The sequence below is a fragment of the uncultured Algoriphagus sp. genome (assembly GCF_963974835.1).
GTDB lineage: Bacteria > Bacteroidota > Bacteroidia > Cytophagales > Cyclobacteriaceae > Algoriphagus.
In genome coordinates this window covers 1,123,619-1,141,595 of record NZ_CAXBET010000001.1, presented here as the reverse complement: position 1 = coordinate 1,141,595, position 17,977 = coordinate 1,123,619, and the positions used below count along the sequence as shown (strand labels likewise).

23 protein-coding genes and 1 tRNA gene are annotated in these 17,977 nt (G+C 41.9%); 17 read left to right on the top strand and 7 right to left on the bottom strand.

Features of this window, described 5'->3' with window-relative positions; genetic code table 11:
- Positions 1–7: 7 nt before the first annotated feature.
- The 6 genes from AACZ73_RS05065 to AACZ73_RS05040 form a co-directional block, all read right to left on the bottom strand.
- Positions 8–1,573, bottom strand: coding sequence for a glycerol-3-phosphate dehydrogenase/oxidase (locus tag AACZ73_RS05065; protein ID WP_339875964.1), 1,566 nt, complete (start codon positions 1,571–1,573; stop codon positions 8–10).
- 87 nt (positions 1,574–1,660) lie between these two features.
- Positions 1,661–2,161: a phosphoglycerate mutase family protein gene (locus AACZ73_RS05060; protein WP_339875962.1), complete on the bottom strand. Its 501-nt coding sequence runs from the start codon at positions 2,159–2,161 to the stop codon at positions 1,661–1,663.
- Between the two features lie 161 nt (positions 2,162–2,322).
- Positions 2,323–3,057, bottom strand: a complete 735-nt coding sequence (locus tag AACZ73_RS05055; RefSeq protein ID WP_339875960.1) for an RluA family pseudouridine synthase — start codon at positions 3,055–3,057, stop codon at positions 2,323–2,325.
- Between the two features lie 263 nt (positions 3,058–3,320).
- Positions 3,321–3,893 carry an aminodeoxychorismate/anthranilate synthase component II gene (locus AACZ73_RS05050; protein ID WP_339875959.1) on the bottom strand — a complete coding sequence of 191 codons (573 nt, stop codon included), beginning with the start codon at positions 3,891–3,893 and terminating at the stop codon, positions 3,321–3,323.
- Positions 3,877–4,422 (bottom strand): CvpA family protein, encoded by a 546-nt coding sequence (locus tag AACZ73_RS05045; RefSeq protein ID WP_339875957.1) that lies wholly within the window; start codon positions 4,420–4,422, stop codon positions 3,877–3,879. Before AACZ73_RS05045 ends, AACZ73_RS05050 begins: the two co-directional genes overlap by 17 nt.
- Before the next feature lies 1 nt (position 4,423).
- On the bottom strand, positions 4,424–4,876 hold the full coding sequence (locus AACZ73_RS05040) for a GatB/YqeY domain-containing protein (protein ID WP_339875955.1): 453 nt from the start codon (positions 4,874–4,876) through the stop codon (positions 4,424–4,426).
- Positions 4,877–4,938: 62 nt separating this feature from the next.
- On the opposite strand from AACZ73_RS05040, the gene AACZ73_RS05035 reads away from it, so the two are divergent.
- The 11 genes from AACZ73_RS05035 to AACZ73_RS04985 all read left to right on the top strand — a co-directional run bounded on the left by AACZ73_RS05035 (position 4,939) and on the right by AACZ73_RS04985 (position 14,128).
- Positions 4,939–5,655: a pyridoxine 5'-phosphate synthase gene (locus AACZ73_RS05035; RefSeq protein ID WP_339875954.1), complete on the top strand. Its 717-nt coding sequence runs from the start codon at positions 4,939–4,941 to the stop codon at positions 5,653–5,655.
- A 132-nt stretch (positions 5,656–5,787) separates the two neighbouring features.
- Entirely contained in the window at positions 5,788–6,546 is a 759-nt protein-coding gene (locus AACZ73_RS05030; RefSeq protein ID WP_339875953.1) for an alpha/beta fold hydrolase, read from the top strand.
- A gap of 98 nt (positions 6,547–6,644) precedes the next feature.
- Positions 6,645–7,355, top strand: coding sequence for an SAM-dependent methyltransferase (locus AACZ73_RS05025; RefSeq protein ID WP_339875951.1), 711 nt, complete (start codon positions 6,645–6,647; stop codon positions 7,353–7,355).
- A 3-nt stretch (positions 7,356–7,358) separates the two neighbouring features.
- Entirely contained in the window at positions 7,359–8,429 is a 1,071-nt protein-coding gene (locus AACZ73_RS05020; RefSeq protein ID WP_339875950.1) for a membrane dipeptidase, read from the top strand.
- A 334-nt stretch (positions 8,430–8,763) separates the two neighbouring features.
- Positions 8,764–9,471 carry an orotidine 5'-phosphate decarboxylase / HUMPS family protein gene (locus AACZ73_RS05015; RefSeq protein WP_339875948.1) on the top strand — a complete coding sequence of 236 codons (708 nt, stop codon included), beginning with the start codon at positions 8,764–8,766 and terminating at the stop codon, positions 9,469–9,471.
- A 3-nt stretch (positions 9,472–9,474) separates the two neighbouring features.
- Positions 9,475–10,509, top strand: coding sequence for a zinc-binding dehydrogenase (locus AACZ73_RS05010; protein ID WP_339875946.1), 1,035 nt, complete (start codon positions 9,475–9,477; stop codon positions 10,507–10,509).
- Between the two features lies 1 nt (position 10,510).
- Positions 10,511–11,308 (top strand): SDR family oxidoreductase, encoded by a 798-nt coding sequence (locus tag AACZ73_RS05005; protein WP_339875944.1) that lies wholly within the window; start codon positions 10,511–10,513, stop codon positions 11,306–11,308.
- Between the two features lie 18 nt (positions 11,309–11,326).
- Positions 11,327–12,214 (top strand): sugar phosphate isomerase/epimerase family protein, encoded by an 888-nt coding sequence (locus AACZ73_RS05000; RefSeq protein WP_339875943.1) that lies wholly within the window; start codon positions 11,327–11,329, stop codon positions 12,212–12,214.
- A gap of 137 nt (positions 12,215–12,351) precedes the next feature.
- Positions 12,352–13,230, top strand: coding sequence for an SMP-30/gluconolactonase/LRE family protein (locus AACZ73_RS04995; RefSeq protein ID WP_339875941.1), 879 nt, complete (start codon positions 12,352–12,354; stop codon positions 13,228–13,230).
- A gap of 18 nt (positions 13,231–13,248) precedes the next feature.
- Positions 13,249–13,911 (top strand): sugar phosphate isomerase/epimerase family protein, encoded by a 663-nt coding sequence (locus tag AACZ73_RS04990; protein WP_339875939.1) that lies wholly within the window; start codon positions 13,249–13,251, stop codon positions 13,909–13,911.
- Entirely contained in the window at positions 13,904–14,128 is a 225-nt protein-coding gene (locus AACZ73_RS04985; protein ID WP_339875938.1) for a hypothetical protein, read from the top strand. Before AACZ73_RS04990 ends, AACZ73_RS04985 begins: the two co-directional genes overlap by 8 nt.
- Before the next feature lie 32 nt (positions 14,129–14,160).
- On the opposite strand, the gene AACZ73_RS04980 is transcribed toward AACZ73_RS04985, so the two are convergent.
- A tRNA-Arg gene (locus AACZ73_RS04980) sits at positions 14,161–14,232 on the bottom strand.
- Positions 14,233–14,382: 150 nt separating this feature from the next.
- On the opposite strand from AACZ73_RS04980, the gene AACZ73_RS04975 reads away from it, so the two are divergent.
- The 6 genes from AACZ73_RS04975 (at position 14,383) to AACZ73_RS04950 (ending at position 17,952) form a co-directional block, all read left to right on the top strand.
- Positions 14,383–14,976 (top strand): 30S ribosomal protein S16, encoded by a 594-nt coding sequence (locus AACZ73_RS04975; RefSeq protein WP_339875937.1) that lies wholly within the window; start codon positions 14,383–14,385, stop codon positions 14,974–14,976.
- An 11-nt stretch (positions 14,977–14,987) separates the two neighbouring features.
- Complete coding sequence (rimM, locus tag AACZ73_RS04970; RefSeq protein ID WP_339875935.1) at positions 14,988–15,518, top strand: ribosome maturation factor RimM; 531 nt, start codon at positions 14,988–14,990, stop codon at positions 15,516–15,518.
- Positions 15,519–15,521: 3 nt separating this feature from the next.
- Positions 15,522–16,238 carry a tRNA (guanosine(37)-N1)-methyltransferase TrmD gene (gene trmD, locus AACZ73_RS04965; RefSeq protein ID WP_339875933.1) on the top strand — a complete coding sequence of 239 codons (717 nt, stop codon included), beginning with the start codon at positions 15,522–15,524 and terminating at the stop codon, positions 16,236–16,238.
- 49 nt (positions 16,239–16,287) lie between these two features.
- Positions 16,288–16,653, top strand: coding sequence for a 50S ribosomal protein L19 (rplS, locus tag AACZ73_RS04960; RefSeq protein ID WP_091692379.1), 366 nt, complete (start codon positions 16,288–16,290; stop codon positions 16,651–16,653).
- Between the two features lie 86 nt (positions 16,654–16,739).
- Positions 16,740–17,543 carry a ThuA domain-containing protein gene (locus AACZ73_RS04955; RefSeq protein ID WP_339875931.1) on the top strand — a complete coding sequence of 268 codons (804 nt, stop codon included), beginning with the start codon at positions 16,740–16,742 and terminating at the stop codon, positions 17,541–17,543.
- A 94-nt stretch (positions 17,544–17,637) separates the two neighbouring features.
- The gene (locus AACZ73_RS04950; protein ID WP_339875929.1) at positions 17,638–17,952 is read left to right on the top strand and encodes a hypothetical protein; all 315 of its coding nucleotides are present in this window, start codon (positions 17,638–17,640) and stop codon (positions 17,950–17,952) included.
- The last annotated feature ends 25 nt before the right edge of the window (positions 17,953–17,977 follow it).

Below are 17,977 nucleotides of genomic sequence, written 5' to 3'. Positions count from 1 at the left end.
TTGTAGGTTATTTTTTAATCAAGTATTTGGAAGCTGTCTTGGTAAAGTCAGCTAATTCGGCTTCTATCCATCCTTCGTCCTTTCCCATTTCCGATGCCATTAATTTCGCCACGGTGGGCGCTGTATTCATGGCTGCTTGGGCATCCAGGAATAGTATTCGGATTCTCCTTGCCAATACATCCTCCACCTTTACTGCCATTTCTTCTCTGACTGCCCATATAACTTCAGCCTCTATATTGGGGAAATCTGGGTGGAGTTTTGCCCCCCAAACTTTATTTTCCTTTATCAAATCCTGAATAGGTTTTGCATCAAAACCATAAATCCCCCAATGGCCCTCAGGCACCCGATTGGTAGCCCCGTGGATTTTCATGTCCAGGGATTTACTTGCTCTTAGCTTCTCTCCGGTAACTTTGGTGAAATACTCCACCGTATCCTCTCCCATCTTCCGGAAAGTTGTCCACTTACCTCCAGTCAATGTGACAAGACCAGATTCTGACAAAATCACCTTATGGGAACGGGAAATTTCTTTAGTCTTAGTACCACCTTCCTTTGGTCTTGCGAGTGGTCTGAGGCCTGCAAAAACTGACTTCACATCTGCTCTGGTGGGAACTTTTGCTAGATAACCAGCTGCAGTTTCCAACACAAAATCTATTTCTTTCTGTAAAGCTTCAGGTTCCAACTTTGGCTTTTCCCGTAGAGTATCTGTAGTTCCAACTACCAGTTTTCCATGCCAAGGCACCGCAAAAAGCACTCTTCCATCCCGGGTTTTGGGAATCATCAGCGCATCCTTCCCTCCCAAAAAATCCAAATCCAATACCAAATGAATGCCCTGACTTGGCTGTATCATTTTTGAAGCCTCCGGATTATCCATTTGCAGAATTTTATCAGCAAATACTCCAGTGGCATTCACAACCATTTTGGCATTCACTTCATATTTTTTCCTGGACAATTTATCTGAGACATATAGTCCTGTGATTTTACCAGCCTCGTTTTTCTTCAGACTATTCACGTTGACATAGTTTAACACACAGGTACCAGCCTCATCTGCAGACTGGGCAAGGTTCAAAGCAAGTCTTGCATCATCAAACTGACCATCATGGTAGACTACACCGCCATAAAGACCATCAGGTTTGAGTCCCGGAAGTCGCTTCAACGTTTCTTCTTTGGAGATAAATTCTGATTTACCCAGACTCAATCGGCCAGACATCCAGTCGTATACTTTCAGACCAATACTATACATTAGTCTGTCTTTAGCTGTGAAAATGGGGATAATAAATGGCTGATCATGAGCCAAGTGAGGTGCATTTTTCAAAAGCTTCCCCCGCTCTTTTAGTGCTTCAAACACCAGTGCTACATCACCCTGAGCGAGGTACCTCACTCCTCCATGAACGAGCTTTGTACTGCGGCTAGATGTCCCTTTAGCAAAGTCAGCTTTGTCAAAAAGGATGACTGAAAGTCCTCTGGAAATAGCATCTAAAGCCACTCCAAGTCCTGATGAGCCACCACCTATGACGGCGATATCCCAAATTTTAGTACTATCCTGTAATTGTTTTAGGTTTTCTGGGCGATTCATACGGATTAAAAATAGTGATTTTAAGGTAGGGAAAAATCGGAAAAGAATACCCTAATCCATCTATAGAATCTCTATTTCATCAGAGGATCAATAGTCTCTATAAGTTTTTCGCTCCACTGAAGAAGTCCCATCCTTGGCCAAAGTCACTATGTAGATATAATTATATTCCGAGTCTTTCAGATCAGCGAACTTAGTCCCATCACCTACAAAATAATTAGCGATTTGACCCACCGTATTACTGTGACCCACTATCAAGGCATTTCCCTCCACGCTTCTAAGCTGCTCTACCAGCTCATCGTGATTTTTAGGCTCATAAGTTTTTATTGTAATCCCGGCAGCATTGGCTGTGGGAGTCGCAGTCATCCGTGTCCTCTTGTAATCCGTGCTGTAGATATGTTTGATATCCTTATCTGCCAAAATCTGGGAAAGCTTTACGGACCGGGCATTTCCTGCCACTGATAGCTCAGGATCATCTCCGTTCAAAAGCTTTTCTGCATGTCGGACGATATAGATGGTTTTCGGTTGTTGCTTGCTGGAGCAGGCAGCAAAAAAAGTAGCAAGAGCCAATACAATCAATAATTGTTTCATGTGTTTAAATTAAATTTCAAAGTGGCTACTTGTCCTGATTAATCGCTAAGGAATCTCGCATATAGGATATTCTTCTCATTGAATGACTCTTAATTTTTGCTTGGTATCATCACTAAAAGTAAAAAACCTTCGAGATTAATGAAATCCCGAAGGTTAAGTATTTATCCGCTAAAGGAATTATTCAAATGTTGGTCTTTCGTTTTGATGGTTTCGAATTCAAGGAATTGCTCCCAGAATTCCTCCTCAGGCACAGCAGCTCGAAGGTAGAGTTTCTCCTTTTTGATTGGATGTACAAACACCAAGTTGAATGCGTGCAAGTTGATACTGGCATCTGGATTTGGCTTTGCGAAGCCATACTTAATGTCTCCACGTATCGGACAACCCATAGAAGCCAGCTGCACCCGGATCTGATGTGGACGGCCTGAAACAGGGCGAACCTCGATCAGCCAGTGATCATTCATATAGCCCAAAGTCTTATAGTTCAACTCAGCTTTTTGGGAACCTGGAACCTCGCGGTCATGAGCTGTTACGACATTTTTCTGCTCGTCTTTTACTAAGTAATGTGTCAATTTCCCGCTTTCTTCCTTTGGCTTCCTCTTTACCAAAGCCCAGTAAACTTTATGTATTTCTCTCTTGCGGAAAATCTCCATCATTCTCTCCAGACCCTTTGAGGTTCTCGCAAAAGCAACCAATCCACTTACAGGTCGATCCAGTCTATGAATTGGGTGAAGGAATACAGCTCCAGGTTTGTCATATTTCTTTGCAATATATTCCTTGAGGTAATCTATTAAGGTCTTATCCCCAGTCTTATCTCCCTGCACCAAAATGCCGGCAGCTTTATTTACTATCAAAAGGTGGTTGTCCTCATAGACAACTGTGAATGGCTTCTTTTTCATCTGTTTATAATTGTTATTCAATTGTCAGATGGAATCTCGCAGGGCATTTAAGCATTTCTCTTTGTCACTATAAGAATATTGCTCGATTTCATAATCAATCACAAAGGTAAGAATTTCATAGGAGTTGAATAATTGATTTTTCAAAGCTTCTCAAAGGATATCCATAACCCTTCAAGGGTTCGCCATTGCAAGAACTTAAATCAAATACGACTGTTCAATTTTCTAAAGATTAACCCTTGAAGGGTTTAGCTAGATGTATTTTTTTAACTTTCAACTTTTCGTAGCTCAACCCAGCTTTTCAAGAGCTCCAAACCATATTCCGTCAGATGCGCTTCCGGGTGATATTGAATTCCGAGAATTGGCAGGCTTTTATGTGCCATCCCCATTATTTCCCCAGATTCAGTTTCCAGAAGCACTTCTAGTTCCTGAGGTAAATCCTGTAATTGTAACGAATGATATCGAGTTACATTAAAACGATCAGGTAACTTATCTGTAAATAAATTATAATTGACCTTTCTTATTTGGTGAACTTTTCCATGTGTGGGAACTGAGTTTTTTTTCAGGGTTGCTCCAAAAAATTCACCAATCGCCTGATGCCCCAAGCATACTCCAAGAATTGGAATTTTATCATAGAACTCAGCTAAGATGATATTCAGATTACCCGCTTTGGATGGCACTCCCGGGCCAGGAGATAATACCAAGCCATCAAATTTGAGCTTTTTTATTTCCTCAACAGAAACATCGTTGCGAAGCACGAGTAACTCTTCCCCTGTCTGTCTCAGCAAATCAGCCAACATGTGACTGAAAGAATCATAATTATCAATCAGTAGCAGCATCTTTGACTTTCTCCACAACCTCTTCCAGCTTCTCCAAACTCTCCTCTATACTCGGGAAAAATGGTTTCACAGCAGCGACTATCCCTGGAGCTATCGGCTCTATGAAATACAGCATTTCAGAATCCTTCGTCCACTTTTCAGGCAACTCCAATTTGAAAAGGCTGGCTTGCCAGAAGAACAGACTGATAAAAAAAGCTGCTTTTACAACTCCAAAAACAGCTCCTACTATGGCGTCTAACGGCCCCAGTAGAACCATATTCATCACCTGCTTTAGAATCCAACCCGCAACTCTGATAAAAAGTAAAGTGAGGACGAAAACGACAATAAAGCCTAGAATAGGAAATCCAATATTGAATTCGGTGACATTTTCAGCCAGCCATTCATTCATCGGGGACATAAAATAAATGCCCAAAATAATTGCAATCACAAAACCAAAAAGTCCTAGGACACCTAGAAGAAAACCTGAGCGGAATCCTTCGTAGGAACCTAGACCAAGTATGATCACGATGAGGATGTCCAGTAAGTTCACCTTAGCTGTTCAGTATGGTTTTAACCTTCTCCGAAATCACTTTTCCATCTGCCTTACCTGCCAGCTGCTTACTTGCCACTCCCATTACTTTACCCATATCCTTCGGACTTGTAGCACCGGTTTGCACAATTATTTCCTTGATCGCAGCCGTTATCTCCTCATCCGTTAGTGCCTTTGGCAGAAACTCCTGAAGGACCTCCAGCTCAGCCATTTCCACCTCATACAAATCAGTTCGATTTTGCTGCTGATAAATATCTGCAGAATCTTTACGCTGCTTTGCTGCCTTTGTCAACAACTTCAACTCGTCCTCTTCGGCAATTTCAGCTTTTGCTCCGCTTTTCGTTTCTTCCAAAAGTATCAGCGACTTGATAGATCTCAGCGCCCCCAGACGGGTTTTGTCTTTTGCGATCATTGCTGATTTAATTTCACTTTCTATTTTCTGCTTTAAACTCATTAGTCCTAAGTTTGCGTTACACTTCTAATAATAATGACAAAAATACCTTTTTCGACTCGGATATGACCAAGCTAAGTGTAAATATTAACAAGATCGCCACGCTTCGCAACGCCCGCGGAGCGGATAATCCCAATGTAGTGAAAGTGGCCCTGGATGCAGAGCGCTTTGGCTCCCAAGGGATTACCGTCCATCCACGACCGGATGAGCGTCACATTCGCTATCAGGATGTACTCGATCTGGCGAAAGTAGTAACGACAGAATTCAACATCGAAGGCTATCCTGACAAGCGCTTTATGGAGATGGTGCGCTTGGTAAAACCTTCTCAAGCAACGCTTGTACCTGACCCTCCAACGGCGATTACCTCCAATAATGGTTGGGATACTATTTCAAATCAGGGAATGTTAAAAGACATCGTAGCAGAACTTCATGAATCCGGAGTGCGCGTCTCTATATTCATCAACCCTGAAATCAAATATTTTGAACCTGCAAAACTCACAGGCACGGATCGTGTAGAACTATACACCGAGCCCTATGCCTCCGGCTATCATAAGGATCGGGAAGCAGCCGTAAAACCTTACGTGGAAGTGGCAGAAATAGCAAAAGCACTTGGACTTGGAATTAACGCCGGGCATGATCTGGATTTGGAAAACTTAGCTTTTTTGAAACAAAGCATTCCTTATCTCGATGAGGTTTCCATCGGCCATGCGCTAGTTTGTGACGCGCTTTATTATGGCCTGGAAAATACAATTCAGATGTATAGGAGGAAGTTGGAATTGTAAAAGGAGTCGACAGTCGACTGGCCTCAGTCCACTGCCGAGTCAATAAAACATTTTACATTCTAATTAACATGAAACAAATCTGATCACTTACAGCAGTTGACCGCTGTCAGTGGTCTGTTGACTTAATAAAACATGGAATTAAATTTCAAAAAACTAGGCACAGGAAAGCCATTGATCATACTTCACGGACTTTTTGGCTCGGCAGATAATTGGTTTAGCATATCCAAAGAACTCAAAGACATATTCACTCTTTACCTCATCGATCAGCGAAATCATGGAGATTCTCCTCAGTCGGATGAATGGAACTACCAAGTAATGGTGGAGGATTTAAAAGAAATCATGGATAATGAGGGTTTGGAAAAAGCCTTTCTGATGGGTCACTCTATGGGTGGAAAAACAGCAATGAATTTTGCTTTGAAATATTCGGATAAAGTGGAGAAATTAATTGTCGCGGATATCGCTCCAAGGTATTATGCAGTACATCATCAGCGTATTTTGGAGGGACTAAACTCTCTTGATCTAGAAGCTATAGGCTCTAGAAAAGAGGCCGATGATCAACTGGCTGAATATGTACCAAATCTCGGCGAGCGGCAGTTTTTGCTAAAAAGCCTAGGACGTGGTTCTGATGGATTTCAGTGGAAAATCAATCTTGCCGTCATAACGGAAAAAATCAACGAGGTAGGGCAGGCTTTGCCAGATGGAAAGAGTTACTCCGGCCCAACACTCTTTTTGGCAGGTTCCAATTCCAGCTATATCCAGCAATCCGACTTGGATGACATTGATAGATTTTTTCCCAATAATACGGTGGAATTCATCGCAGATGCGGGACACTGGCTGCATGCTGAGCAACCAGATGCTGTTGTGGACGAAATCAGAAGGTTTTTGAAGTAGGTAAAATTGCCTGTTAAGAGCTTTTGCGTGAAAATTTTCCAACCTCAAAAGCCCTACTTTACCTAACTTTCCATTCTTTTTTAAACAACGAATATAAAATGCCCAAAGGAAAACTCTTCCTCATACCCAATGTGCTCGCGGACAATACGCAGGATGCTGTAATCACTCCTCAAGTGAGGGAAGTGATCGCAAACACCAAAGTATACTTAGTGGAGAATATGCGAACTGCAAGACGCTATATCTCCAGTCTAAAACTAGGAGTAAACCTTGACCACGTCCACATGGAGATTTTGGATAAAGGCACTTCTCCTGAATTCATAAACCGACTTATGCAGCCACTCATTAATGGAGCGGATATAGGGATTATTTCAGAAGCGGGATGTCCTGGAATTGCCGATCCGGGAGCTTTAGCTGTAGAACATGCGCATAAAAAGGGTATTCAAGTCGTACCACTTTCGGGTCCAAGTTCCATGTTTTTGGCATTGATGGGCTCAGGATTTTCGGGTCAGTCTTTTGCTTTTCATGGCTATTTGCCCATTGATAAAAAAGAAAAAGCGGCAGCGATAAAGAAACTGGAAGCGGAATCTCTCCGCGAAAAAAGAGCACAGATTTTCATGGAAACCCCTTTTCGCAATAATCAATTGTTGGAAGACTTGCTGAAAACATTGGCACCACAGTCCAAACTTTGCATCGCAAAAAATATAACTGGATCGGACGAAATGATCCTAACCAAGTCCGCTCAAGAGTGGAAGCAACTTCCGCTTGATCTCCATAAAATCCCTACTGTTTTTGTACTTCAAAGCTTTTAATCCATGTTTACAATAGACGCGCACCTTGACCTGAGTATGAACGCGCTGGAATGGAATCGTGATCTCACCTTGCCTGTTTCAGAAATTAATTCCAGAGAAAAAGGACTTACAGACAAGCCTGACCGTGGAAATGCGGTGGTTTCCCTGCCTGCACTCCGTGAAGGAAATATAGGTTTGGTAGTCGCTACGCAAATTGCACGCTACGTTGCTCCCGGAAATTCACTTCCTGGCTGGCATTCGCCAGAGCAAGCTTGGGCTCAATCCCAAGGTCAGCTAGCTTGGTATCAGGCGATGGTATATAAGGGAGAGATGGTTCAAATAAGAAATCTCAGTGAATTGGATGCTCATTTAGCCCTTTGGAAAAATGATGAGGACAATTCAAGTAAGCCTGTAGGATTCATTCTTTCCTTGGAAGGCGCAGACTCGATTGTGACTATTGAATATTTGGAAAAAGCCTATGAAAATGGCCTTCGGGCACTTGGTCCGGCCCATTACGGTCCGGGAAGATATGCTCATGGCACTGATGCTTCCGCTCCATTAAACGATCAAGGAAAAGCATTAATCCGAAAAATGGATGAACTGGGAATTATCCTGGATGCAACCCACTTGTGCGATTTGGCTTTTTGGGAAGCTTTGGAAATTTACAACGGTCCAGTTTGGGCAAGTCATAATAACTGCCGTGCTCTAGTCAATCACAATAGACAATTTTCGGATGAAATGATCAAAGCGCTGATTGATCGTGGTGCTGTAATTGGCGGAGCCATGGATGCCTGGATGCTAAGTCCGGACTGGATAAGAGGTAAATCTACTCCCCAAGAGAGAAATGTAACTTTGGAAACGGTGCTTGATCACATGGAGCATATCTGCCAGATAGCTGGCAATGCCAACCATATAGGAATAGGCTCTGATTTGGATGGAGCTTTTGGAACGGAGCAATGCCCTGCTGACCTGAAAACGATCTCAGATCTGAATAACATACCAGAATTACTTAGAAAAAGAGGATTTACAGAACAAGACATCACGAAAGTCATGCATGGCAACTGGCTGAAATTCCTCAGGAAAGCCTGGTCATAAAAATTTATGGTATCATTCTTCAAGCCCTTTCTATATAGTTTAGGGCTTTTTTTATATCGATTTAATAAATGTCTTTAAAGATTTTCTCGTAGAAGTTCTCGGGTAAAATATGGATATATAAAATATGATGTCTCAAATCAGGTAATCTCTTACGCCTAAGAATTGGGATTAATGACGGGAATTAACACTTTTTATATTTTTCAGAATAAAAGTTTTCATCTATCCCAAAACAGGAAAGTATCTTTTCCAATTTTCCTTATCTTAAAAATTCAGAGTTCATCACAATTACTTTCGGGACTCTTTTTTCATTGCAATACTTTTACCATAACCCAAAATGAAACCCATAGTACAAATTTCCTTAGATCTGACCGACATAGATGAAGCGCTGGAAACGGCAGCGCTGGCTATGCGTGCGGGAGTAGACTGGCTTGAAGCCGGAACTCCCTTGATTTTAGCCGAAGGTCTTCATGGAGTCAGAAAGCTACGCGAAGCTTTCCCCGGAATCCCTATCGTAGCAGATCTGAAAACCATGGACGGGGGCTATCTGGAAGCTGAAATGATGGCAAAAGCAGGAGCTACTCACGTAGTTGTGATGGCCAGAGCCCATGCCGAGACAATTAAATGTGTAGTACAGGCCGGTAAAGATTTTGGAGTTGAGGTAATGGGAGACAATATGGTTTGCGAAAGTATGGTCGATGGGGCAAAATTTTTAGAAGACTTAGGCTGCGACTACATCATCCATCACATCGGCTATGACGAGCGAAGGGGAATTGCAGCTTCAGGGAAACGAATGCCTAGTCCGCTGGATCAACTCCGGGAAGTAATAGCAGCCGTGAATATTCCAGTTCAAGCTGTAGGAGGCTTATCCTTGGAGCAAGCCATTCAATGTCCGCAATACGGAGCGCCTTTAGTTGTTTTGGGGGCACCATTAACCATAGATGCTGATTCATTCAAAACGGCAAGTGGAGATTTGGAAGGCTCCCTCAGGATTATTTGCGAAGCTATTCATAATCAAACCACCATTTTACCCAAAAGAAACTAACCCATGTCCAGCACAAAAAATGCAGCAGTAGTCAACTATGCTGAGAAAAAATATTCTGTGAAAATCAGAGAAATTCCTATCCCGGAGATTGGTGAAGACGACATACTTTTAGAAGTAGAAAATGTAGGCGTCTGTGGAAGCGACCTACATCAGTGGACCTCTGATCATTCTTGGCCAGTGAATTATCCTGTTGTCTTGGGGCACGAGTTTGGAGGAAAAATAGCGGTAGTCGGAGATCGAGTAACTGGCTGGAAGGTGGGTGATCGAGTGGTGAGTGAAACCGCAGCTGTAATCGACCCGCAAAATCCTATGAGCAAATCCGGTTTGTACAACCTCGATCCAACCAGAAAAGGATTTGGCTACGGAGTAAATGGTGCGATGACAAGATTCGTAAGAGTTCCTGCTAGATGTTTGCACCGGGTGCCCGAGGAATTATCATTTGATGAAGCCTGCCTGACCGAACCTTGCTCGGTTGCTTACAATGCCGTGGCTGTTAATTCCCACATCAAACCGGGAGATCGTGTGATAGTCATAGGACCGGGAACAATCGGAATCCTTTGTGCAGCAGTTGCGAAAATCTGCGGTGCTGAAGTTGCTATTATTGGACTGGAAAAAGACCGAGGAAGATTGGAAATAGCAAAGAGTTACGGAGTGAATCCTATAGTCGGCGATGCTACAGCATGGGCTAAAGAAATAGACGGATTGGGTGCGGACCTTGTAGTAGATGCAGCGGGCGTGAGTGAGACTTTGAAAATAGCGCTAGACCTTGTCCGTCAAAACGGACAAATCACGAAGGTGGGTTGGGGGCCAACTCCCTGCAATTTCTCCCTTGATCCTTTGGTGCAGAAAAACGTCCGTCTTCAAGGTAGTTTCAGCCACAATTGGCCAATTTGGGAAAAAGTGATTGGCTTACTTTCAAAAGGAACTCTAGATGTAAAACCTATTATTGGAGGCATCTGGCCTATCACTGAGTGGCATGATGCCTTTGAAAAAATGCATAGCGGAGAAGTTGTAAAAAGTGTTTTAAAACCAGTTTGATATGCGGTTAAAAGATAAAATTATTATCGTGACAGGAAGCACGATGGGCATTGGAAAAGCCATTGCTAAGAAGGTTGTAGCTGAAGGTGCAAAAGTTATTATTCATGGCTTGGAAGAAGAATTAGGAAGTCAGATTGTTTCTGAGTTGGGAGCTGAAAATGCAAAATTACACATAGAGGATCTCTCCAATGAAGGAGCTGGACAAAGGCTAGTTGACCTAGCTATCTCTACTTGGGGAAGACTTGACAGTATTGTAAATAATGCAGCAATAGTAGCAGCATCAGATATTCACACTACTGATAAAGCATTTTTAACCAAACTAATGGAGGTAAATACCTATGCCCCTCTTTTCCTAATCAAATCTGCGCTTCCACATTTGATAGAAAGTCGAGGAGTTGTTTTGAACATAGGGTCGATTAATGCGTGGAGTGGTGAGCATAATTTATTGGCTTATAGTATTTCCAAAGGAGCAATAATGACCATGACCAGAAATTTGGGTGATTCTCTTTTTCGTGAAAACGGCGTTCGGGTAAATCAGATAAATCCTGGCTGGGTACTCACTGAGAAAGAAATTGAGCGAAAAAAGGAACATGGACTTTCAGATACTTGGTACAAGGAATTATCTAAAATGTATGCTCCGGCAGGCAGAATCATTTGGCCAGAAGAAATAGCTGCGGCAACTATTTATTGGCTTTCGGATGAAAGCGGACCGATTAGCGGTCAGGTGGTTGATCTGGAGCAATTTCCTATGATTGGGAGAAATATCCCAAAAGACTCCACTACGATTCCACACAAGTGAACCAAATATTAAAAAAACATGCCCAAAATTGCAGCCTTCCCTAAAGCTTTCATGCAAGCACTTTGCAAAGACGGGAGTATGAAAATTGCAGACTGGATCAAACTTGCTGCTCCTCTGGAAATAGATGGTTTGGAATGGTACGCGGGATTTCTGGAAATGGAAAACCGAAACAAGTGGCCAATTTTCAGGAGAATGGTTGAAGATCATGGAATGGTGATTCCTATGATGTGTTGCTCACCAGACTTTACCCATAGAGACAAAGCTTTTAGAGAAAAAGAAATCCAGAAGCAGAAGCGTTGGATTGAAATGACAGACGAATTAGGTGGGAAATATTGCAGAGTACTCTCTGGACAATACCGACCTGAGCTTTCGGAGGAAGAAGGGATAAAATTGGCAAAGGATTGTATCGAAGCCTGTCTTCCTTATGCTAAATCCTTAGGAATCACGCTAATTATAGAGAACCATTACAAGGACGACTTTTGGGAATATCCTGAATTTGCACAGCGGAGAGCTGTTTTTTCCAAGCTTGTATCCAGTATTCATCATCCGAATTTTGGCGTGAATTACGACCCCAGCAATGCTTTTTTGGCAGGCGAAGATCCTCTGGATTTACTGTATGATATTTCCGACCGAATAATGACCATGCACGCCAGCGATCGCTTTTTGAAATATGGAACGATCGAGGATTTGAGAAAAGAAGAGGGCGGTGCTCAAGGTTATGCAAAGCGGTTGAGTCACGGGGAAGTTGGAAAAGGCATGAATGACTACGATGCTATTTTTACAGAACTAAAGCGGGTGGGATTTGACAATTGGATAAGTATAGAAGATGGAGTGGATGGAATGGGTCAATTGGAGCGCTCCGTCGCATTTTTGAAAAAGAAAATCGCTCAGTACTGGCATCCCTAATTGGAACATATAAGAAACTTAAAACCGGATAATAAGTAACCTTTGAGTAGATTTCCCAGTTTCCGATAGACTGGGACAGGCAGTTGATCCGTGAAATGAGAACTCAAAGAATTATTAAACAATTAAACCAAACTAGCTTGAAAACCTACAACTACACTTCCATCTCTTCACAATGCACACTGGGTGAAAGTCCATATTGGCATGCAAGACGGCAAAGTTTCTTCTTTGTGGACATTGAAAACGGAAAATTATTTGAACACAACCTCAAGACTGAGGAAACAAAAACCCGAAGTTTCCCTCATCGTTTGGCAGTAATTTTTGAATCAGAAGATGGAAATCTAATTTTAGGTCTGGACCGAAAACTTGCAAAATTTGATTTAGAAACAGAAGAATTAAGCTGGCTTTGCGAAGTAGAATCAGAGAATCCATTGCACCGCTTTAATGATGGAAAAGTGGATGCGAAAGGAAGAATTTGGATCGGAACTATGAGTACCGAATTCACGGAGGGAGCAGGCTCGCTTTATTGCATCGATCAGGATTTAGAACCACAAAAGAAATTATCCAATTTGTCCATTTCCAATGGAATGGCTTGGACTGAAGACAACCAAGCTTTTCACTTTATTGACACTCCTACTAGACAGATCAAAAAATATAAGTTTGACTTAAAAACTGGGAAGATCAAATTTGATCGTATTGCTATCGAGATCCCAGAAGAATCAGGATTTCCCGATGGCATGTGCATAGATCGCGAAGGAATGCTATGGATAGCACACTACGGGGGCGCTGGAGTTTACAGATGGAATCCTGCATCCGGAGACTTGCTGGAAAAAATAGACCTCCCAGTACCGAACGTTACTTGCTGTTGTTTTGTCGGAGAAAATCTAGATACGCTTTTGATAACCACTGCCCAGGAGAATATGAGCTCAGAGCAATTGAAGAAATATCCTTTAAGTGGAGATATTTTTTTAGTGAAAACTAAAGCGAAGGGATATTTATCTAATCTTTTTGAGTTTTAATTAATAAATCGGAAGATTATGAATCTAAGAAGTAAAGAACTATTCGGTATAATTTTCCTTCTAGCGATCATAAATTTTCCCTTTCAAGCAAAGTTGCAACACAACCATACATCGAAATTAAAGACTAGCCTGAATGCTTATTCCTTTAATGCTTCGTTGATGAAAGGAGAAATGAATCTCGACGATCTATTGGAGTATTGTGCAGCCAATCAGTTTGATGGGGTAGACATTACAGCTTATTATTTTCCAGGATACCCTGAGGTTCCTTCCGATAAGTATTTGTACCACATTAAGCAAAAAGCATTTTTATTGGGACTTGAAATTAGCGGAACCGGTGTTCGAAATGATTTTTCAGATCCCGATTCTGCCGTGCGAAAAGCAAGTGTGGAGTTAGTAAAAAATTGGATTATAGCTGCTGAAAAACTTGGAGCTCCAGTTATCCGGATTTTCTCTGGAACTGCTGATGTCATTGATATTCCTCGTGAGAAAGTGGTGGATTATATGGTCGCCGATCTTAAAGAATGTGTTGAATTTGGGAAGTCTCATGGAGTTGTTGTAGGCATACAAAACCATCATGATTTTTTAAAAACAGCCGATGAGACAATTGAAATCATCAATCGAGTAAACTCAGATTGGTTTGGGTTGATTCTGGATATTGGCAGTTTTCGTAATGATGCTTAAAGAAATAGAAAAGACAATTCCCTACGCGGTCAGTTGGCAATTGAAGGAGAATCTGTATGTGAATGGCGTTGAGCAAAAAACTGATGTTAAAAAAGTAATGGGCTTAATTAAAAAATCCGGCTATCGTGGATACATACCCCTTGAGACACTGGGTGAAGGCGACCCTAAAGTTAAAGTTTCTGAGTTTCTAGAAGAGATTAAGGAGGCAATGAAGTAAGGATTAGAATTTTTCAGGCTTATCCTACGTAGTAGCCCCGCTAGGAATCGAACCTAGATCTAGCGTTTAGGAAACGCTTGTTCTATCCGTTGAACTACGGGGCCATAGAAAATTGTCCTGCAAGATATAAGAAAACCCTGCTTTCAGGCAAATATTCTTTAGTCAACTTATGGCTTTACAAGGATTTACATTATCTTTGCACTCCAAAATTAGGATGGACGGGTTCCATCCACTCACTAAATACATTATAATTTATGTCAGTAAAAATCAGATTAGCACGAAGAGGTAGAAGAAAAATGGCTATCTACGACGTGGTTGTAGCTGATGCAAGAGCTCCACGTGATGGACGCTTCATCGAGAAAATTGGATCTTACAATCCAAACACGAATCCTGCTTCTATCAACATCAACAATGAGCGCGCTCTTAAATGGTTGTTGAACGGAGCTCAGCCAACAGATACTGTGAAAGCAATGCTTTCTTACAGAGGTGTGATGCTGAAAAAACACCTTCAGATTGGTGTATTGAAAGGTGCTATCACACAAGAACAAGCAGATGCTAAGTTCGAAGCATGGCTAAACGAGAAAGACACGAAAATTGCCGGTAAAGCAGAAGGTATCACCGCTGCTAAGGCTGATGCTAAAAAGAAGGCATTTGATGCTGAGACTGCGAAGAACCAAGCAAGACTTGATGCGATCAAAGCAAGAGAAGATGAGCAGAAAGCTCTTCTAGCTGCTGCTGAAGCCGCTAATAATCCTGTGCCAGTCGTTGAAGATGAAGTAGCTGCTGAAGAAGCTCCTGCTGCAGAAGAGAAAGCTCCGGAATCTGGCGAAGACGAAGCAAAAGCCTAATATAAATCCCCATGAATAAGGACCAAAGCTTTCAGTTAGGCTACGTGTCTAAAGTTCATGGACTTCGTGGAGAAGTAATGATAGTGCTGGATGTCGATTATCCTGAGGATTATGAGACACTTGAGCACTTATTCATAGAGCAAAAATCCCGGCTAGTGCCGTTTTTCCTGGAGCACTTTGTACTCCAACCTGGAAATAAAGCATTGGCGAAATTTGAGGATTTGAACTCGCTGTCTCAGGTAGAAGATTTGGTTGGATTGGGAGTTTATCTTCCGTTGACAGCACTACCTGAACTAAAAGATGATCAGTATTTCTTCCATGAGTTGATCGGATTCGAAGTCTTTGACGAGACGGAAGGCCTGATCGGACCTATTCAGATCGTTTATGATCTGGAGACACAGAATCTCCTCGGAGTAACACATAAGGAAAAAGAAGTACTGATACCTATTCAGGACGGAATTATCCAGAAAGTGGACAAAGCAGCTAAAAAAGTTTACTGCCGATTACCCGAAGGTTTACTTGAAATATATCTGGAAGACTAACCCATGCACATTGATATTGTCACTGTAGTACCGGGATTATTGGAAGGGCCATTTGCACACTCCATTCTGAAAAGAGCGGAAGACAAAGGACTTGCCAGTATTCGCGTGATCAACTTACGGGACTATTCAACTAGCAAGCAAAAGCAGGTCGATGACTACGCTTTTGGAGGGGGAGCCGGGATGGTGATGTCTATTGAGCCTATCGCTCGATGTATAGAAGCACTTCAAAAGGAGCGTACATATGATGAAATCATCTATATGACACCGGATGGAGCTAAGTTCGACCAACCCATGGCAAATGCACTTTCGCTCAGCCAAAACCTTTTGATCCTTTGTGGTCATTATAAGGGTGTTGACGAGCGAGTAAGAGAGCGATTCATCACCAAGGAAATCAGTATTGGTGATTATGTACTTTCTGGAGGAGAATTGGCAGCAGCTGTGGTAGCTGATGCATTGATTCGCTTGATCCCAGGAGTATTGAATGATGAGACCTCAGCATTAACAGACTCTTTCCAGGATGGACTGCTGGCACCGCCGGTGTACACTCGCCCCGCTGAATATGACGGGATGAAAGTACCGCAAGTTTTGCTATCAGGACATGAAGCCAAGATAAACGAATGGAGATTTGAAGCATCGGTTCGCCGAACCCAAGAAAGAAGACCTGACTTGCTCAGGGACAACCAAACCGGGAAAAGCGATGCAGAATCGTATAAGAAATAATCAATAAGCCACGCGTTGGCAAACAGCGAAAGCATAAAAATATAAAGCTATGAGCGATCTAATGAAAATAGTAGAAGCGGAATACAGCGAGGTAAGAGCTAAATTCCCTTCATTCAAAGCTGGCGATACCATCAACGTACACGTACGTATCAAAGAAGGTAGCAAGGAGCGTATCCAGCAGTTCCAAGGAACTGTGATCCAGCGTAGAAACCCTAACTCTAACGGTGAGACTTTCACTGTAAGAAAAATATCCAATGGTATCGGTGTAGAGAGAATCTTCCCTATCATCTCTCCTGCTATCGAGCAAATCGATCTATTGAGACAAGGTAAAGTAAGAAGAGCTCGTCTATTCTACCTAAGAGGACGTCAGGGTAAAGCTGCACGTATCAAGGAAAAAATCAGAGTGAGAAAGTAAGATTTCTCATGTGTGAAATCGAAAAGGAACTCAGTAATGGGTTCCTTTTTTTTTATTCCTAAATTAGGAAGGATAACCCAACTACTTTGAAACAATTTATAATTCTTCTGATTGCTCTTGCAACACCTTTTTTAGGAGGCGCTCAGCAACGCCCCAAGATCATCGCATTCTATACTGCGAAAAATGACCTAGCTCATATTTCCTTTGTCAAGGAAGCATTGCCTTGGTTTGAGAATCAAGCCGAAGAAGTTGGCTATGAGTTTTACTCCACCTCAGATTGGAAAGAAATGAATGGAGAAAATCTAGCTAAATATCAGCTGGTAGTTTTTCTGGATACTAGACCCGAAATAACAGATCAACGGGAAGCTTTCGAAAGCTATATGAAAAACGGTGGAGCTTGGATGGGCTTTCACTTTTCAGCATTTGCTCTGACACCTTCTGATTTCCCACAGGACTGGAATTGGTACCATGAGGTATTCTTGGGCTCAGGCCAATATGCCAGTAATACCTGGAGACCCACTTCTGCCACTCTGAAAGTTGAGCAACCCTTACACGAGATTTTCGAGGGCATTTCTGCTACACTCAAAGCTGCTCCAAATGAATGGTATAGATGGGAACACGACCTTCGAACAAATCCCGACATACAGATTCTCGCTTCTATTGATCCTAGCAGTTTCCCTCTAGGTACAGGACCAAAAGCGCATGAAATTTGGCGTGAAGGATATTATCCTGTTATCTGGACCAATAAAAACTACCGCATGATCTATTTTAACATGGGACATAATGATATGGATTACGACGGCGGTACAAATGAAACACTGAGTTCAACATTTGAAAGTCCTGATCAGGAGCGGGTATTTATTAATTCCCTAAAATGGCTTCTGGAATGAAAAAAATAAAAGATAAGATAATTTTAAATGGATTTAACGTTAAATAATTGGTTAACAGTAATTTGAAATCCATTTTTATAAAAACTTTTATATTATGAGCAATTCCATTTCTTTCGACCCCAGCTTTCAGATTGCCAAAGTATTTATCCGTATTGGAATGATATTATCAATTGTGATGGTGGCTGTATTCATTTACCTGATTTACTTGGCTTCGCTTGGTATTTTTCAGGAATGGGAAATAGAGATTGAATCTACCTTTACGGAATTTGGGATTTATACTACCCCATTTTTTTGGCAACTGTCTATGTTGTCCATCCCGATAATAGGTTTTATAGCTTGTTTTTTGGTTTTATTTTGGCTTGGAAAAAAAATAGAAATAGAAAGCAAAGCTGAAAAATTAGCAGTATGATTGATTTGCATCAGCTGAATCAATA

Excerpts from the sequence above, each read along its gene's own strand:
- AACZ73_RS05065 (WP_339875964.1), bottom strand. The coding sequence starts at position 1,573 with ATGAATCGCCCAGAAAACCTAAAACAATTACAGGATAGTACTAAAATT.
- AACZ73_RS05060 (WP_339875962.1), bottom strand. The coding sequence starts at position 2,161 with ATGAAACAATTATTGATTGTATTGGCTCTTGCTACTTTTTTTGCTGCC.
- AACZ73_RS05055 (WP_339875960.1), bottom strand. The coding sequence starts at position 3,057 with ATGAAAAAGAAGCCATTCACAGTTGTCTATGAGGACAACCACCTTTTG.
- AACZ73_RS05050 (WP_339875959.1), bottom strand. The coding sequence starts at position 3,893 with ATGCTGCTACTGATTGATAATTATGATTCTTTCAGTCACATGTTGGCT.
- AACZ73_RS05040 (WP_339875955.1), bottom strand. The coding sequence starts at position 4,876 with ATGAGTTTAAAGCAGAAAATAGAAAGTGAAATTAAATCAGCAATGATC.
- AACZ73_RS05035 (WP_339875954.1), top strand. The coding sequence starts at position 4,939 with ATGACCAAGCTAAGTGTAAATATTAACAAGATCGCCACGCTTCGCAAC.
- AACZ73_RS05030 (WP_339875953.1), top strand. The coding sequence starts at position 5,788 with ATGGAATTAAATTTCAAAAAACTAGGCACAGGAAAGCCATTGATCATA.
- AACZ73_RS05025 (WP_339875951.1), top strand. The coding sequence starts at position 6,645 with ATGCCCAAAGGAAAACTCTTCCTCATACCCAATGTGCTCGCGGACAAT.
- AACZ73_RS05020 (WP_339875950.1), top strand. The coding sequence starts at position 7,359 with ATGTTTACAATAGACGCGCACCTTGACCTGAGTATGAACGCGCTGGAA.
- AACZ73_RS05015 (WP_339875948.1), top strand. The coding sequence starts at position 8,764 with ATGAAACCCATAGTACAAATTTCCTTAGATCTGACCGACATAGATGAA.
- AACZ73_RS05010 (WP_339875946.1), top strand. The coding sequence starts at position 9,475 with ATGTCCAGCACAAAAAATGCAGCAGTAGTCAACTATGCTGAGAAAAAA.
- AACZ73_RS05005 (WP_339875944.1), top strand. The coding sequence starts at position 10,511 with ATGCGGTTAAAAGATAAAATTATTATCGTGACAGGAAGCACGATGGGC.
- AACZ73_RS05000 (WP_339875943.1), top strand. The coding sequence starts at position 11,327 with ATGCCCAAAATTGCAGCCTTCCCTAAAGCTTTCATGCAAGCACTTTGC.
- AACZ73_RS04990 (WP_339875939.1), top strand. The coding sequence starts at position 13,249 with ATGAATCTAAGAAGTAAAGAACTATTCGGTATAATTTTCCTTCTAGCG.
- AACZ73_RS04985 (WP_339875938.1), top strand. The coding sequence starts at position 13,904 with ATGCTTAAAGAAATAGAAAAGACAATTCCCTACGCGGTCAGTTGGCAA.
- AACZ73_RS04975 (WP_339875937.1), top strand. The coding sequence starts at position 14,383 with ATGTCAGTAAAAATCAGATTAGCACGAAGAGGTAGAAGAAAAATGGCT.
- rimM (WP_339875935.1), top strand. The coding sequence starts at position 14,988 with ATGAATAAGGACCAAAGCTTTCAGTTAGGCTACGTGTCTAAAGTTCAT.
- trmD (WP_339875933.1), top strand. The coding sequence starts at position 15,522 with ATGCACATTGATATTGTCACTGTAGTACCGGGATTATTGGAAGGGCCA.
- rplS (WP_091692379.1), top strand. The coding sequence starts at position 16,288 with ATGAGCGATCTAATGAAAATAGTAGAAGCGGAATACAGCGAGGTAAGA.
- AACZ73_RS04950 (WP_339875929.1), top strand. The coding sequence starts at position 17,638 with ATGAGCAATTCCATTTCTTTCGACCCCAGCTTTCAGATTGCCAAAGTA.